The following is a 13,660-nucleotide window of genomic DNA, read 5'->3' on the forward strand; positions in this document are numbered from 1 at the left end:
TAAAAGTTTTCTGAAAGAAAACTCACTTCGGAAGCGTTACGCTTTGCATCGAAGGAGTACTTCAGAAACAATCTAAATTCGCAAAGTTTGTTTCGTATCTAGTTTTCAAGTGATCAAACACTTGAAATGAATAATGTTCCCTGATAGCTCAGTTGGTAGAGCACTCGACTGTTAATCGAGTTGTCACAGGTTCGAGTCCTGTTCGGGGAGCCATATGGAGAGGTGTCCGAGTTGGCCGAAGGAGCACGATTGGAAATCGTGTAGGCGCCAAAAGCGTCTCGAGGGTTCGAATCCCTCTCTCTCCGCCACTAATTATTTATAGTAAGGCCCGTTGGTCAAGGGGTTAAGACACCTCCCTTTCACGGAGGTAACAGGGGTTCGAATCCCCTACGGGTCACCACTTACTTTATCTGCTTCGGGGATGAGAATCCCAAAGGTTCGTCGGAGCATCAAGATCGTTAGGAATACTTCGCAGTCTCGAACGAAGAGAGAGTATCCCCTACGGGTCACCATTATTTTACACTTGATTAATTCAGTCTCATTTGTTAAGATAAAGTTCGGCTTGAGTATGGAGGCTTAGCTCAGCTGGGAGAGCATCTGCCTTACAAGCAGAGGGTCGGGGGTTCGAACCCCTCAGCCTCCACCATATATACACCTTTTAATGACGCGGGGTGGAGCAGTTCGGTAGCTCGTCGGGCTCATAACCCGAAGGTCACAGGTTCAAATCCTGTCCCCGCAACCAATTAACTTATTGAATATGGAACTGTGGTGTAGAGGCCTAACATGCCTGCCTGTCACGCAGGAGATCGCGGGTTCGAATCCCGTCAGTTCCGCCATTATTGTTTCATAACCGAAAGAGCTTTTATGGCTCGGTAGCTCAGTCGGTAGAGCAGAGGACTGAAAATCCTCGTGTCGGCGGTTCGATTCCGTCCCGAGCCACCTTTTAATTAAAACTGTATACGCCGGTGTAGCTCAACTGGTAGAGCAACTGACTTGTAATCAGTAGGTTGGGGGTTCAAGTCCTCTCGCCGGCACCATTTGGAGGATTAGCGAAGTGGCCAAACGCATCAGACTGTAAATCTGCTCCCTTACGGGTTCGGTGGTTCGAATCCATCATCCTCCACCAGTTTTATAGGGGCATAGTTTAAAGGTAGAACAACGGTCTCCAAAACCGTTGGTGTGGGTTCAATTCCTGCTGCCCCTGCCAATAGAATATTTTTTGAATGTGGCGGTCGTGGCGAAGGGGTTAACGCACCGGTCTGTGGCTCCGGCATTCGTGGGTTCAAGTCCCATCGATCGCCCCATAATTCAAAAAAATCATATTGGGGATTAGCCAAGCGGTAAGGCAACGGACTTTGACTCCGTCATGCATAGGTTCGAATCCTATATCCCCAGCCATTGATTTTGCGGACGTGGCTCAGCGGTAGAGCATCGCCTTGCCAAGGCGAGGGTCGCGGGTTCGATTCCCGTCGTCCGCTCCATTTTTATTCTCTGGCGCCATAGCCAAGTGGTAAGGCACAGCTCTGCAAAAGCTTTATCCCCAGTTCGAATCTGGGTGGCGCCTCCATTTTATATATGTGCCCTTAGCTCAGCTGGATAGAGCGTTTGACTACGAATCAAAAGGTCAGGAGTTCGAATCTCTTAGGGCACGCCATTTAGTAAGCCGGTGTGGCGGAATTGGCAGACGCGCGCGACTCAAAATCGTGAGGGAAACCGTGGGGGTTCGAGTCCCTTCACCGGCATCTCGAAAAGAACGTGGATGATATCCACGTTCTTTTTTTGTATGTTCAGATAAATTAATACTAATCTTGATCTGTAGCGAATGCTGGTATGAAATCTGGTATTCGTTTTTTTGTTAGCCAGGATAGACTGAGGTCGTAAAGCTTCCCCGACTTTGGTCGAGTATGAAAAACCGTCCGTGGTCCGTTTTAGATTATATTGAATTAACCTAAAATAAAGTCATAAGGTTGAACAAGTCATAAATGGATGAGTTGAATGGAAAGGCGGTGTATAAATGAGAAGTTCAAAAGGAAATGGAATTGGAATTCTGCTCATTGCTTTGGGGGCATTAGTATTACTCGGTGTATTAGGTCCTTTGCTTGGCTGGTTATTTAGTTTATTAATACCAGTAGCAATGATTGCACTTGGGTATTACGGAATCCGACGTGGTAATACGTTTTTTGGATGGATCGTATTAGGTATCGGTGTATTATCGCTGATCGGTAAGCTTTCTTGGATCATTGGTCCGATTCTAGGTATCGTCTTGATTGTCTACGGCGTTTCTCGTCTTAAAAACGGACAGAGACGTTACTAAGAAGGGATTAACTTGAAAGAAGAGGAGGATAAAGAAATTATGAGTGTTTTTCGGCGCATAAGGGATATAACAGCTGCAACTCTAAATGAAAAGCTGGAACAAAGTCAGGACCCGGTCCGACTGATTGATCAGTTTCTCCACTCCACCCGGCAGGACATTAGCGAAGCTGAGAAGCTTTTGCAGCAGTGTGAATCTCATACGAGACAGCTAATGCAGCAGGTAAATCAGGCAGAGACGATGAAAGTCAAACGGGAAGAGCAGGCTCTTCTAGCTCTAAAAGCAGGTGAGGACCACCTTGCAAAACTGGCATTGCAAGAAAAGTTGATCTATGAAGAAAAGATTGAGCAGTACGAGGGCCTTCTGACTACAAGTCGCGAATCACTTAAGGAAGTGGAAGAACAGCTCGGAGAGCTCCGTATGGAATATCAGACGGTCTATAGTAAGCGTCAGTACTACGTAGCTAGAATGGAAACATTGCGTCTGCAGCAAAAAATGAATGAGCGTACAGGATCTTATGGTGGTCAAGATGTACCCAAAATGTTTAACCGATTGGAAGATCGGATAAGTGATTGGGAGCTTGAAGCACGAAGTCTCCGGGATTTACGCAAAATGGGGCAGGAGTATCTGGTGCAGGCCGGAGAAAGTGTATCTACCGTGTTAGATCGTGAACTTGCCCGGTTGAAAGAGAAGCTGAATAACAGCGGGAAGGAGTAATTATGACAAGATTGTACCGTTCTACAAGAGATAGAAAGTTTACCGGGTTGATTGGCGGACTATCTGAAACATTTGGTGTGGAATCAACCCTGCTTCGTATAATATTCTTCATCAGTATTTTCTTTACTGGCGGTACGACGTTATTCATTTATTTGGTTGCTTCATTAGTCATTTCCAAGGAACCTTATTATCACGATCCTTACGGTCCAAATAACCCTGGTTATGGACATAATCGCAATGATTATGGAAGAAACGGTACTTACGATAGTTACAACGGCGGTGCTGGTAGAGGATCCTACCGGGATGACCGTTACGAACCGAGAAATGCAGGACGATCATTTAATGATGGACGTTATGCTTCCAGACAAGAGGATGCCGCACCTGAAGGCGATCTGGATGCCATGATGAAAGACATAGAGAAGAAGGCTATGAAGAAAGAAATTGAAGAGCTTAAGAAAAAACTAGCTAAATATGAGAAGGGAGATTTATAAAATGGGAGTATTTAAAAGAATTAAAGATATGACAAAAGCATCGGTGAACGAAATGCTTGATAAGGTTGAAGATCCAATTGTAATGTTGAATCAATATTTGCGGGATATGGAGGCAGAAATTCACGAGGCAGAAGTAACGGTAGCTAAGCAAATGGCTAATGAACGCCGCATGAAGCAGCGTGTGGATGAAGCTGTGAAAATGGCTGCTCAGCGTGAAGCTCAAGCAGAACTAGCACTGAAAAATGGTCAAGAGGAAGTTGCACGTAAGCTACTGGAAGAAAAAATCTACTTTGATCAAAAAGAAACTGAATATCAGGAGTTGCATCTGCAATCCGAAACTCAAGCGAAAGAATTGGTTGCTCAGCTTCATGAAATGAAAGATGAGTTTTACAAAATGCGCAATAAGCGCAATGAGCTTGTAACTCGTGCTCAAATGGCTAAAGCTAAAAAACAAATGAGTCAAGTAAGCAGCCTACACACGATCGAAAGCGGAAGTGCCTCGATGGGATTCCACCGTATGGAAGAAAAAATCATGCAGATGGAAGCTGAAGCAGATGTAATGCGTGCACCATACCGTCCAAACAATGCAGCTTACACTAACCCAATCGATGCTGAAAAACAGTTGAAAGTAGATGCGCAACTGAATGCACTTAAGAACAAAATGAATGCTTCTTCTAAAGAAGAGTAAATAGCAGAAGATAAACGTATTGAAGAGTCATTAAATATGATAAACTACTGAATGGACCTGGTTAAATGAATTTTAAGAATAAATGATAACTTCAGGACAAACCGCTCAGTATATAACAGTAAGCCATACGGTGCGGGTTCCCGCACTGTTTTGGCTTTTTCAGGGCATATATCATCTAAGGGAGGTGCGGCATGGATAGAAACCGCTGGATAGCGTTTGGATTGATCGGCATCGGTGTATTTATGCTTTTCGGTAGATGGTTTGGTTTCTTTACCATCGTCGCTCTTCTATTAATGGTTGCAGGAATTCAGCAGATACGAAGCGGCTTAGCCCGAAAGGGATATATCATTCTGGGTGTTGGCGTAGTTTTGCTTCTACTTGACCATTTGATGCTAGTCATTGGTATCAGTTTGATCTCATTGGGAATATTTTATGGGAAGGCACGCCGGGAACATGGCACAGATCGATATATTCAGAAGCAGAATTTCATGTCAAACTTTGACTGGGATAATGCCCCGTGGGTTATGAGGAGTATGAGCGTATGGCATGTCCTTGGGGAAGCGGATGTCGATTTGTCACTGGCACTGCCGGAGGAACAACATACACTGATGATGTTCCACGGTATGTTAGGGGATATCGATTTAGCTATACCTGATTACTACGGTGTAGAGATTGAGGCATTTGTTCTATTTGGGTCCATTGATATCGGCAGAAAGAAGGAGACGGGAGTTATGAATCGTCTGAACTGGAAATCGCCGAATTATGAGTCTAGTGAGTATAAAGTGAAATTTATCGTTTCTTATCTTGGTGGAGATTTAAGTATTCGTCTTGTCTGAAGCATAATACGGCAAAGTAAAAACAGGAGGGCTGCCTAATGAAGTCTGAAAAGAAAGCCAATATCATTACTCGAAGCATACGTGAAGGCACCCTTCTGGGCTTTGTGATTATGCTGGTTGTGTTGTACATTTTATATACATATGACTATTTAGAGCCTTTTGATTCCTGGAGGAATGCGGTACAAGCTGGAATTACAATTGTATTATTGCCGATTAGTCTGGGAGCTGTGTACGGTTTTTTCCAAGGGTATCGCGTAAAGCGAAGATTAGATACGGTAAGGGAAACACTTGTCACTTGGGAAAAAGGCGGGGTAACTTCAGCAGTTATGCCTGACATGGGTAATGACGAGGTTGGACGTCTAGGCGAACAACTGGGTCGAATCAGTAAACGTTGGGAAGAACAAGTAACATCATTGCAACGTTTGTCCACGAATAATGCCCAGCTCGCTGAACAAGCGCGTGTAACAGCCATTGTAGAGGAGAGGCAGCGTCTTGCGAGAGAACTCCATGATGCTGTATCACAGCAGCTTTTCGCCATATCGATGACAGCAACAGCGGTTGGACGAACGCTTGATAAAGATTTTGGCAAAGCGCAGCGTCAGGTAGCGCTGATTGAGGAAATGTCTGCGGTAGCACAGTCGGAGATGCGAGCGTTACTGTTACATTTGCGGCCTGTCTATCTAGAGGGGAAGGCACTTGAGCAGGGACTGAGGGAGTTAATCCGAGAGCTGCAGATCAAAGTACCAATGGAGATTACACTTGAGATGGATGAAGGACTATCCCTTGTAAAAGGGATCGAGAATCATCTGTTCCGTATCATTCAGGAAGCGATGTCTAATACATTAAGACATGCCAAAGCAGATCGAATGGATATTCGAATTCAGCGAAAGCAAAATACGGTGCGTGTTACATTACGGGATGATGGGATCGGGTTTGAGGCTGATGAGAAGAAGCAAGCCTCCTACGGTCTTTCGACCATGCAGGAACGGGTGACCGAGCTTGGTGGCTCTATACAGTTTATTACGGCACCTGGAAAGGGCACGCGTATTGAGATATCTGTCCCACTGATGGACGAAGAACGAAATCGGGGTGAAGTAGATGGAGTTGGAAACATCAATTAAAGTGTTGCTTGTCGATGATCATGAGATGGTTCGTATTGGCCTTGCTGCCGTACTTGGTACGGAGGATGGGATTGAAGTGGTTGGAGAAGCCGGTAGTGGAGAGGAAGGTATACGGTTAGCGCAGGAGTACCGCCCAGATGTGGTATTGATGGATCTGGTGATGGATGGAATGGATGGAATTGAAACTACGAGGCAGCTGCTTAGTTTGTATCCAGATTGTAAGGTTATTGTGCTTACCAGTTATTTAGATGACGAAAAAATGTATCCTGTTATCGAAGCAGGAGCATTTAGTTATTTGCTAAAGACCTCTAGAGCATCAGAAGTCGCTGATGCAATCCGAGCTGCTGCACGTGGACAGTCGGTTCTGGAATCCCAGGTTGCATCCAAGATGATGAATCGATTCCGTCATCCGCAAGCTGAGGCGCCTGCTCACAGTGAGCTAACAGACCGTGAAATGGAAGTGCTGTGTCTGCTCGCGCAAGGTAAATCCAATCAAGACATTGCCGATGATTTGATTATCGGTATTAAAACGGTGAAGTTTCATGTAACGAACATTCTGGCGAAACTCGGGGTTGAGGATCGCACACAAGCTGCTATATATGCTTATAAAAATGGCCTTGCTGAGTGATTATGAAAGAAAAAAACTCAACATTTAAAGAACCCGGCTACCAGATGGTGGTTCGGGCTTTTTTATGTGCCAAAGAATAATTCTGTGAAAAGAGGGTATCCTTTTACTAGATTGATAGATTTCGGTATAAAGGGGCGGTATACATGCAGCGGTTCGGAACGAAATTTATAGTAGTGATGATATTACTATGTGGGATCACGGGGATCCTAGCTGGTTTCAATGGGAATACCGTAAACCAAAGAGGTTCCGAACATAAGAAAGAGAATCTTCGAGAGCAATTAGAACTCCTGTATTCCTTGGGTGAGACTCAGATCGTTTCTCCACTGCATGTAACGGCCAAGTTGCAAGGTGAGAGTGGATTATTGAATAGTAAGACAAAAGAAGAAGTCATACAAGCTCTAACTTATGAGATCGGATTTAATGAAGTTATAGTGGAGATAGAGAATGAGAATCAGGCTTATCGTGCCAGAGATGTGATTTTAGGTATCGATATACGTATGGATTGGGTTCAATCTGGGGATCAAGTCTATGTGAAAATTCAGTTAGATACTGAGGGAACAGATGGTTTTACGAGTCTATTAGATATACAGAATAAATCCTTGAGCATTTTGGAAGAAGCAGGTATGAACCCTGCGTGGAATGCATCTGTTCAGGGAAATGTAGACAATGGGTTATCAGCGGGTGAAACAATACAAAATGTTGAAGAACAATTGGCTACTCACCTTTCTTTTAATCCGGTTGAATTCTACCAAGATATGGGTACGGAAAGTAGAGCATATGAGGTCCCTTCACTGACTAATTATGTTATGAGCGGTAAAAATCCAATCCATATGCAGGTCGCTGTGCATGAAGACTCTATGCATAAAAACAATAGAGTAACCATTGGATTCCCTGTCATTACTACCGAATATTAGACGATCTTTCTGAAATAACGATGAAAATGTATGAAATGAGATAGCATACTTTATACGAATATGCTAAAATGTCATCACGTCGTGATAACAAGCGATGCATAAAAATACACTATATTACATAGAAAGAATGAGGAGCCATGGCTGAAAATCAAAATCTAGATTTATTGAAGACACCGGGAGCGGTATTCTTCATCTTTGGAGCGACTGGCGATTTGGCAAGACGCAAATTGTTTCCGGCGATCTATAGTCTTTATCGCGAAGGAAAGTTAGCTGAGGATTTTGCAGTAATCGGCGTGGCACGGCGTCCGCGCACTCAAGATGAGTTCCGTGAGGACGTGCATCGTTCGATACAGGAATTTTGCCGTTACCGTTCCGAAGACAATGAGGAATGGAATGGATTTGCGCAGCATTTTGAATATAAATCTTTAGATATTAACAATATTGATGGCTTCCGTGAGCTACGAGAGCAAACGGAGAACCTGGAAGCGAAGTTTAATATAGCCGGTAACCGGTTATTCTATCTTGCTCTAGCTCCAGAACTGTTTGGTAGTGTCTCTTTCAATTTGTTGAAGGGTGGCATGTTGGATGGAGCAGGTTGGAATCGTCTTGTAATTGAGAAGCCATTCGGTTATGACCTAGAGTCAGCCGGTAAGCTTAATGAAGAAATAAGACAGGTGTTTAAAGAAGAAGAAATATATCGTATTGACCACTATTTGGGCAAAGAAATGGTACAGAATATTGAAGTTATTCGTTTTGCCAATGCATTCTTTGAACCGTTGTGGAACAACAAGCATATTGCTAACGTACAAATTACGCTTGGTGAAACTGTAGGTGTTGAAGAACGTGGAGGGTACTATGATCATGCAGGTGCACTGAGGGATATGGGTCAAAACCATATGCTTCAAATGCTCACGATGATTGCTATGGAACCACCTAGCCGTCTTCTTCCGGAAGATATCCGTGATGAGAAGGTTAAAGTACTTCGCTCACTTCGTCCATATGCGACGAGTGAAGATGTGAAGGAGAACGTTGTTCGAGGTCAGTATACAAATGGTGCAGTTGGCAGCAAAGAGTTGCCTGCTTATCGTGAAGAGGACAAAGTAAATCCTGAATCAACAACAGAGACGTATTTTGCAGCTCGTGTATTCGTGGATAACTTCCGTTGGGCTGGCGTGCCATTCTACATCCGTACAGGGAAGCGTCTGCCAGTGAAGACTACAGAAGTAGTTGTGGAATTCAAACGGATGCCGGGAAATGTATATCTTGGACAAAAGCATACTTTGGAGCCGAATTTGCTTGTTATTCGGGTTAACCCGATGGAAGGGCTCTATGTGAAGATTAATGCCAAGAAGCCAGGTTCCGAATCCGAAATTGAACCGGTAGCTATGGACTTCTGTCAGAGCTGTATGGTGGGCATTAACTCACCTGAAGCATATGAGCGCTTGTTGCACGATGCAGTACGCGGTGATTCGACCTACTTCACTCGGTGGGATGAGGTTGCCTCGGCTTGGGCCTTCGTTGATCGCATTGCGCAAGCATGGAAAGAGAATCAGGGCGAGCTTGAATTATATCCTGCAGCATCATGGGGTCCTAAGCAAGCAGATGAACTGCTTGAGAAAGATGGATTCCATTGGTGGCCTGTAAATGGTCAAGATGAAGATAATGTAGTATGGCTAAAGGGCTCTAATTAAAAAATTGATCCTGTTATTCAAAATCATCCTCATACGCTCTGCGTATGGGGTTGGTTTGCGTATGGATTGTGGTACAATAATATACATGACTTTAGTACGAAGGGAACAGTGAAATGGGCAAAACAATAAATGAGCTGCAAAGCGAAGTGGATAAGCGCAGAACGTTTGCGATTATTTCCCACCCGGACGCCGGTAAAACAACACTGACTGAGAAGCTGCTGCTGTTCGGAGGCGCTATTCGTTTGGCGGGCTCGGTTAAGGCTAGAAAAGCAAGTAAACACGCGACAAGTGACTGGATGGAAATTGAGAAGCAGCGGGGGATCTCGGTAACTTCTTCCGTAATGCAGTTTGACTATAAAGGTCACCGGATTAATATACTGGATACGCCTGGTCACCAGGACTTTAGTGAGGACACATACCGAACTTTAACGGCAGCGGACAGTGCAGTCATGTTGATTGACGTGGCGAAGGGTGTTGAAGCCCAGACCATTAAGCTGTTTCAAGTTTGTGCCAAACGTGGAATACCAATCTTTACGTTTATTAATAAGTTGGACCGCGAGGGACGGAGTCCTTTTGATCTGATGGAAGAAATCGAGCAGGTGCTAGGTATTCGTTCCGTCCCAATGAATTGGCCTATCGGATCTGGTCGTGATCTGTGTGGTGTGTATGATCGAATGAAGAACCAGGTAGAGCTGTTTCAAGGGGATGATCATTCATCCATTAAAGTTCAAAAAGTCGAGGATTATAATGACCCTGTAATTAAAGAAATGGCAGGAGAATTCTTGCATGATCAATTGTGCCAAGACCTTGAATTGCTGGACGTTGCAGGAGACCCATTTGATTTTGACAAGGTATTGAAGGGTGAACTGACACCTGTATTCTTTGGTAGTGCGGTCAATAACTTTGGTGTACAGACGTTCTTGGAAAACTTCTTGCAGCTTGCACCTAAACCCGAGCCACGTCGTAGTACAGAAGGCATGGTCGAGCCGACAGACGAGAAGTTCTCGGGCTATGTATTTAAAATTCAGGCTAATATGAATCCGGCTCACCGTGATCGTATTGCGTTTCTTCGTATCGTATCAGGTAAGTTTGAGCGTGGTATGAGCGTAAAGCATGTCCGCATGGGTAAGGATATTAAACTGTCTCAGCCACAGCAGTTCCTTGCGCAGGATCGGGATATTGTGCAAGAGGCATATCCGGGTGACATCATCGGTCTGTTTGACCCAGGGATTTTTAGAATAGGTGACTCTCTAAGTCAGAGCGGTAACATCATATTTGATGAACTCCCAACCTTCTCGCCTGAAATATTTGCCAAAGTTACGGTGAAAAATGCATTAAAACACAAGCAGTATCAGAAGGGGATCGATCAGTTAACGGAAGAGGGCACGATTCAGGTGTTCCGTACGGTTAGCTTTGATGAGATGATTCTCGGCGTTGTCGGACAGCTTCAATTTGAGGTGTTTGAGTATCGGATGAAGGGTGAATACGGTGTTGATGTTCAACTTCAACGTATGCCTTATCAATTTGCTCGTTGGATCATTGACGATAAGATTGATCCATCCAAATTCCGGATTAATTCAACGCTGGTTAAAGATAAGAAGGATAATTATGTTGTCCTATTCGAAAATGAATATGCAATGCGAACTGCAATCGACAAAAATCCAACAGCCCAGTTTCTTGAAATGGCACCATAAGGCTGATTTAATACAACAATCCCCCTTCCAAATTAATGGTTGGGGGATTTGTTGTCTGTTCCGTACTCCGTTTTAACTTAGACCAGTTTGCCGGGAGTTACGGTCTTCAGATGGTTATGAAGTGAAGTGACAAGGTCGGTTTGAGCCGCTGAGTCCATGCCTTTCCACATCATCTCGAACATGACACCAAGACCGGGAAGAGCGGCTTCGGGCCCATCTACAGAACCTTCGATCATAGAGCGAAGCTGATCTTTATCCTGATTATGGACTTTGTGAATGACGGCCTGCCTCAGATCTAACAATATGGACATCGAAATGTTCCTCCTTGTTATGAAAGGGTCATTGTTTAATGTGCCCGCGAAAGGATGGATAAATTCAAACGTTGCATGTCCGTTATGATATACTAAACAAAGATAACCTAGTGTTCAGGGGAGGAAATATAATGGCAAAGAAACAGTACGCTGTTATCGGCATGGGACGCTTTGGAACGAGTGTAGCTAAGGAACTTAGCGAGATGGGCTTTGATGTCCTTGCTATTGATGCAAGCGAGCAACGCATACAGGAAGTCTCGGGTATGGTTACGCATGCGGTTTCGTCAGATTCAACGGATGAAGAAGCACTTCGTGCACTTGGAATCCGCAATTTTGATGTAGTTGTCGTTGCGATTGGGGAGGATATACAATCGAGCATTTTAACGACACTAATTCTTAAGGATCTAGGTGTGTCGGTTATTATTGTGAAAGCTAAAAATGAGCTTCATGGCAAGGTTCTGCAAAAAATCGGCGCCGATAAAGTAATCTTCCCTGAACGTGATATGGGTTTGCGTGTAGCGCATCATTTGGTATCACCTAATATTTTGGATTATATCGAAATATCGGATGATTACAGCATTATGGAATTGAAAGCTGCGGCCGAAATGATGGGGCAAAATTTAAAGGAGCTTGATATCCGGGCACGATTTGGATGTAACGTTATGGGTATTCGCAATGATGGCAAGATGAATATCTCTCCGGATCCAGAGGATCGGCTTACCGAGGGTGATATTTTGGTCATTGTCGGACACAAGAATGATTTAACGAAGTTAGAGCTAGCATACTCAAAATAAGGGATATCTCGGGATATTCCAAAGTTAGATAGATATATGTCAGAATGGATGGAACCTATATGGAAATTTTATCACTGCAAAATGCCAGAGTAAAAGGCTGGGCCCAATTACAGGAGAAGAAACACAGGGACAAGCAAAACAAGTATGTCATTGAAGGCATTCATTTAGTTCAGGAGGCACTGATATCCAGAGCGGATATTGAATGTATTGCTTATGATTATGAACAAGGTATACCTATTGAACTTAGGGACTTACCGGATACGAGCGGTGTGGAGTGGATCGGTGTGACGGATGCCATCATATCGAAAGTCAGTCATACATCGACACCCCAGCCGGTATTCGCGGTTGTACGTAAGGAGAAGAAGTCATGGGATCATCTCTTTGCTAAGCAGGAAAAACTTGTTGTTGTGCTGGATAAATTACAGGATCCCGGCAATGTGGGAACGATCATACGAAGTGCAGATGCTTCGGGAGCAGGCGGTGTGATACTCGGCAAGGGCTGTGCAGATCTATATAACCCGAAAACACTCCGCTCAACAATGGGCTCTCTGTTCCACATTCCCGTTATAGAGGGAGATTTAACAGAAATCCTTCCACAGGCCAGAGAAAAGGGCGCACGCTTGGTTACAACTTCTCTGGAGGGGAAGACAACGGCATTTCAATATGATTTCACTGGCTCTTGCTGGATTGTTATAGGCAGCGAGGGAAGTGGTGTATCTCCTGAGGTGTCGGCACTGGTTGATGATGCTATCGTTATCCCGATGCCTGGTAAAGCGGAGTCCCTCAATGCGGCTATGGCTGCGACGATATTGATGTTTGAGGCGCTGCGTCAGCGGGAATTTAACAATTGATTAGAGAATAAAAAGGCAGAAAAATCTTACGATAAAGGTTTTCTGCCTTTTTGTTTATGTGGTAAAGCATAATAGAGGAGAGACAAATCATGGGCGCAAGCAAGTCGATTATTTTCGAACCGATTATCGAAGAAGACATTACACAATTAACGGATATTATGACGAGGGCTTTTGACAAAGACACACAGCAATTTTTAGGGGATGAAAAAGGTGGGCCTCCTGGATACGATACTGGAGTGTTTATTCGAAAGTGGGCTATTGAATCTCCTACAGAGTCTTTCAAAATACGGCAGGACGGCCATGTCATCGGTGCTGTCATTGTATGGATTCATGATAATCACGAGAACCGGTTAGGTTGTTTGTTTATAGACCCAGAGCTACATAGTAAAGGGATTGGACTGAAGATATGGCAGAAAGTTGAGGAAAGGTATCCACTGACGAAAAAATGGACGACAGAAACCCCAGGGTATTCGAAAAGAAATCATCATTTTTATATCAACAAATGTGGGTTTAAAGTGGTGAAAATACTAAATCCATTCGACATTCGGGAAGAGTGTTACATCATGGAAAAAGAAATGTAATTCATGATTTATGGCAAGATCATCTTGTTTAT

14 protein-coding genes and 16 tRNA genes are annotated in these 13,660 nt (G+C 44.0%); 29 read left to right on the top strand and 1 reads right to left on the bottom strand.

Annotation, left to right across the window (positions count from 1 at the left end; genetic code table 11):
• Positions 1-137: 137 nt before the first annotated feature.
• From ACFQV5_RS04555 to ACFQV5_RS04680, 26 genes are all read left to right on the top strand, one after another.
• Positions 138-213 (top strand) — tRNA-Asn (locus ACFQV5_RS04555).
• 3 nt (positions 214-216) lie between these two features.
• Positions 217-308, top strand: a tRNA-Ser gene (locus tag ACFQV5_RS04560).
• A gap of 17 nt (positions 309-325) precedes the next feature.
• A tRNA-Glu gene (locus ACFQV5_RS04565) sits at positions 326-400 on the top strand.
• A 170-nt stretch (positions 401-570) separates the two neighbouring features.
• A tRNA-Val gene (locus ACFQV5_RS04570) sits at positions 571-646 on the top strand.
• A gap of 19 nt (positions 647-665) precedes the next feature.
• Positions 666-742: transfer RNA gene (locus ACFQV5_RS04575), tRNA-Met, on the top strand.
• A gap of 17 nt (positions 743-759) precedes the next feature.
• Positions 760-836: transfer RNA gene (locus tag ACFQV5_RS04580), tRNA-Asp, on the top strand.
• 30 nt (positions 837-866) lie between these two features.
• Positions 867-939 (top strand) — tRNA-Phe (locus tag ACFQV5_RS04585).
• Positions 940-961: 22 nt separating this feature from the next.
• Positions 962-1,037, top strand: a tRNA-Thr gene (locus ACFQV5_RS04590).
• A 3-nt stretch (positions 1,038-1,040) separates the two neighbouring features.
• Positions 1,041-1,126, top strand: a tRNA-Tyr gene (locus ACFQV5_RS04595).
• A gap of 7 nt (positions 1,127-1,133) precedes the next feature.
• Positions 1,134-1,207, top strand: a tRNA-Trp gene (locus tag ACFQV5_RS04600).
• A gap of 21 nt (positions 1,208-1,228) precedes the next feature.
• Positions 1,229-1,304 (top strand) — tRNA-His (locus ACFQV5_RS04605).
• Positions 1,305-1,323: 19 nt separating this feature from the next.
• Positions 1,324-1,398: transfer RNA gene (locus ACFQV5_RS04610), tRNA-Gln, on the top strand.
• An 8-nt stretch (positions 1,399-1,406) separates the two neighbouring features.
• Positions 1,407-1,481, top strand: a tRNA-Gly gene (locus ACFQV5_RS04615).
• 12 nt (positions 1,482-1,493) lie between these two features.
• Positions 1,494-1,567 (top strand) — tRNA-Cys (locus ACFQV5_RS04620).
• Between the two features lie 10 nt (positions 1,568-1,577).
• A tRNA-Arg gene (locus ACFQV5_RS04625) sits at positions 1,578-1,654 on the top strand.
• Between the two features lie 8 nt (positions 1,655-1,662).
• A tRNA-Leu gene (locus tag ACFQV5_RS04630) sits at positions 1,663-1,742 on the top strand.
• Positions 1,743-2,014: 272 nt separating this feature from the next.
• Positions 2,015-2,314 carry a LiaF transmembrane domain-containing protein gene (locus tag ACFQV5_RS04635; protein ID WP_379244115.1) on the top strand — a complete coding sequence of 100 codons (300 nt, stop codon included), beginning with the start codon at positions 2,015-2,017 and terminating at the stop codon, positions 2,312-2,314.
• A 39-nt stretch (positions 2,315-2,353) separates the two neighbouring features.
• Complete coding sequence (locus ACFQV5_RS04640) at positions 2,354-3,028, top strand: PspA/IM30 family protein (protein WP_379244117.1); 675 nt, start codon at positions 2,354-2,356, stop codon at positions 3,026-3,028.
• A 2-nt stretch (positions 3,029-3,030) separates the two neighbouring features.
• Positions 3,031-3,519: a PspC domain-containing protein gene (locus ACFQV5_RS04645; RefSeq protein WP_379244119.1), complete on the top strand. Its 489-nt coding sequence runs from the start codon at positions 3,031-3,033 to the stop codon at positions 3,517-3,519.
• 1 nt (position 3,520) lies between these two features.
• Entirely contained in the window at positions 3,521-4,207 is a 687-nt protein-coding gene (locus ACFQV5_RS04650) for a PspA/IM30 family protein (protein WP_379244121.1), read from the top strand.
• A 191-nt stretch (positions 4,208-4,398) separates the two neighbouring features.
• On the top strand, positions 4,399-5,043 hold the full coding sequence (gene liaF / locus ACFQV5_RS04655) for a cell wall-active antibiotics response protein LiaF (RefSeq protein WP_379244123.1): 645 nt from the start codon (positions 4,399-4,401) through the stop codon (positions 5,041-5,043).
• 38 nt (positions 5,044-5,081) lie between these two features.
• Positions 5,082-6,164: a sensor histidine kinase gene (locus tag ACFQV5_RS04660; RefSeq protein WP_379244125.1), complete on the top strand. Its 1,083-nt coding sequence runs from the start codon at positions 5,082-5,084 to the stop codon at positions 6,162-6,164.
• A complete protein-coding gene (locus ACFQV5_RS04665; protein ID WP_379244127.1) occupies positions 6,142-6,792 on the top strand; it encodes a response regulator in 651 nt (216 codons plus the stop codon). The genes ACFQV5_RS04660 and ACFQV5_RS04665 overlap by 23 nt, the downstream gene beginning before the upstream one ends.
• A 143-nt stretch (positions 6,793-6,935) precedes the next feature.
• The gene (locus tag ACFQV5_RS04670; RefSeq protein ID WP_379244129.1) at positions 6,936-7,706 is read left to right on the top strand and encodes a YwmB family TATA-box binding protein; all 771 of its coding nucleotides are present in this window, start codon (positions 6,936-6,938) and stop codon (positions 7,704-7,706) included.
• Positions 7,707-7,843: 137 nt separating this feature from the next.
• Entirely contained in the window at positions 7,844-9,397 is a 1,554-nt protein-coding gene (zwf, locus tag ACFQV5_RS04675) for a glucose-6-phosphate dehydrogenase (RefSeq protein WP_379244131.1), read from the top strand.
• Between the two features lie 113 nt (positions 9,398-9,510).
• Positions 9,511-11,091: a peptide chain release factor 3 gene (locus tag ACFQV5_RS04680; RefSeq protein WP_379244133.1), complete on the top strand. Its 1,581-nt coding sequence runs from the start codon at positions 9,511-9,513 to the stop codon at positions 11,089-11,091.
• Between the two features lie 77 nt (positions 11,092-11,168).
• On the opposite strand, the gene sspI is transcribed toward ACFQV5_RS04680, so the two are convergent.
• A complete protein-coding gene (sspI, locus tag ACFQV5_RS04685; protein WP_379244135.1) occupies positions 11,169-11,402 on the bottom strand; it encodes a small acid-soluble spore protein SspI in 234 nt (77 codons plus the stop codon).
• A 131-nt stretch (positions 11,403-11,533) separates the two neighbouring features.
• On the opposite strand from sspI, the gene ACFQV5_RS04690 reads away from it, so the two are divergent.
• From ACFQV5_RS04690 to ACFQV5_RS04700, 3 genes are all read left to right on the top strand, one after another.
• Complete coding sequence (locus tag ACFQV5_RS04690) at positions 11,534-12,196, top strand: potassium channel family protein (protein WP_379244137.1); 663 nt, start codon at positions 11,534-11,536, stop codon at positions 12,194-12,196.
• Positions 12,197-12,255: 59 nt separating this feature from the next.
• A complete protein-coding gene (locus ACFQV5_RS04695) occupies positions 12,256-13,047 on the top strand; it encodes a TrmH family RNA methyltransferase (protein WP_379244139.1) in 792 nt (263 codons plus the stop codon).
• Positions 13,048-13,136: 89 nt separating this feature from the next.
• Positions 13,137-13,628 carry a GNAT family N-acetyltransferase gene (locus ACFQV5_RS04700; protein ID WP_379244142.1) on the top strand — a complete coding sequence of 164 codons (492 nt, stop codon included), beginning with the start codon at positions 13,137-13,139 and terminating at the stop codon, positions 13,626-13,628.
• Positions 13,629-13,660: the final 32 nt, after the last annotated feature.

This window comes from Paenibacillus sp. GCM10028914 (assembly GCF_042666275.1).
Classification (GTDB): Bacteria; Bacillota; Bacilli; order Paenibacillales; family Paenibacillaceae; genus Paenibacillus_AQ.

What these genes read in the sequence shown, in the direction of transcription:
- ACFQV5_RS04635 (WP_379244115.1), top strand. Translation starts at nt 2,015, where the DNA reads ATGAGAAGTTCAAAAGGAAATGGAATTGGAATTCTGCTCATTGCTTTG.
- ACFQV5_RS04640 (WP_379244117.1), top strand. Translation starts at nt 2,354, where the DNA reads ATGAGTGTTTTTCGGCGCATAAGGGATATAACAGCTGCAACTCTAAAT.
- ACFQV5_RS04645 (WP_379244119.1), top strand. Translation starts at nt 3,031, where the DNA reads ATGACAAGATTGTACCGTTCTACAAGAGATAGAAAGTTTACCGGGTTG.
- ACFQV5_RS04650 (WP_379244121.1), top strand. Translation starts at nt 3,521, where the DNA reads ATGGGAGTATTTAAAAGAATTAAAGATATGACAAAAGCATCGGTGAAC.
- liaF (WP_379244123.1), top strand. Translation starts at nt 4,399, where the DNA reads ATGGATAGAAACCGCTGGATAGCGTTTGGATTGATCGGCATCGGTGTA.
- ACFQV5_RS04660 (WP_379244125.1), top strand. Translation starts at nt 5,082, where the DNA reads ATGAAGTCTGAAAAGAAAGCCAATATCATTACTCGAAGCATACGTGAA.
- ACFQV5_RS04665 (WP_379244127.1), top strand. Translation starts at nt 6,142, where the DNA reads ATGGAGTTGGAAACATCAATTAAAGTGTTGCTTGTCGATGATCATGAG.
- ACFQV5_RS04670 (WP_379244129.1), top strand. Translation starts at nt 6,936, where the DNA reads ATGCAGCGGTTCGGAACGAAATTTATAGTAGTGATGATATTACTATGT.
- zwf (WP_379244131.1), top strand. Translation starts at nt 7,844, where the DNA reads ATGGCTGAAAATCAAAATCTAGATTTATTGAAGACACCGGGAGCGGTA.
- ACFQV5_RS04680 (WP_379244133.1), top strand. Translation starts at nt 9,511, where the DNA reads ATGGGCAAAACAATAAATGAGCTGCAAAGCGAAGTGGATAAGCGCAGA.
- sspI (WP_379244135.1), bottom strand. Translation starts at nt 11,402, where the DNA reads ATGTCCATATTGTTAGATCTGAGGCAGGCCGTCATTCACAAAGTCCAT.
- ACFQV5_RS04690 (WP_379244137.1), top strand. Translation starts at nt 11,534, where the DNA reads ATGGCAAAGAAACAGTACGCTGTTATCGGCATGGGACGCTTTGGAACG.
- ACFQV5_RS04695 (WP_379244139.1), top strand. Translation starts at nt 12,256, where the DNA reads ATGGAAATTTTATCACTGCAAAATGCCAGAGTAAAAGGCTGGGCCCAA.
- ACFQV5_RS04700 (WP_379244142.1), top strand. Translation starts at nt 13,137, where the DNA reads ATGGGCGCAAGCAAGTCGATTATTTTCGAACCGATTATCGAAGAAGAC.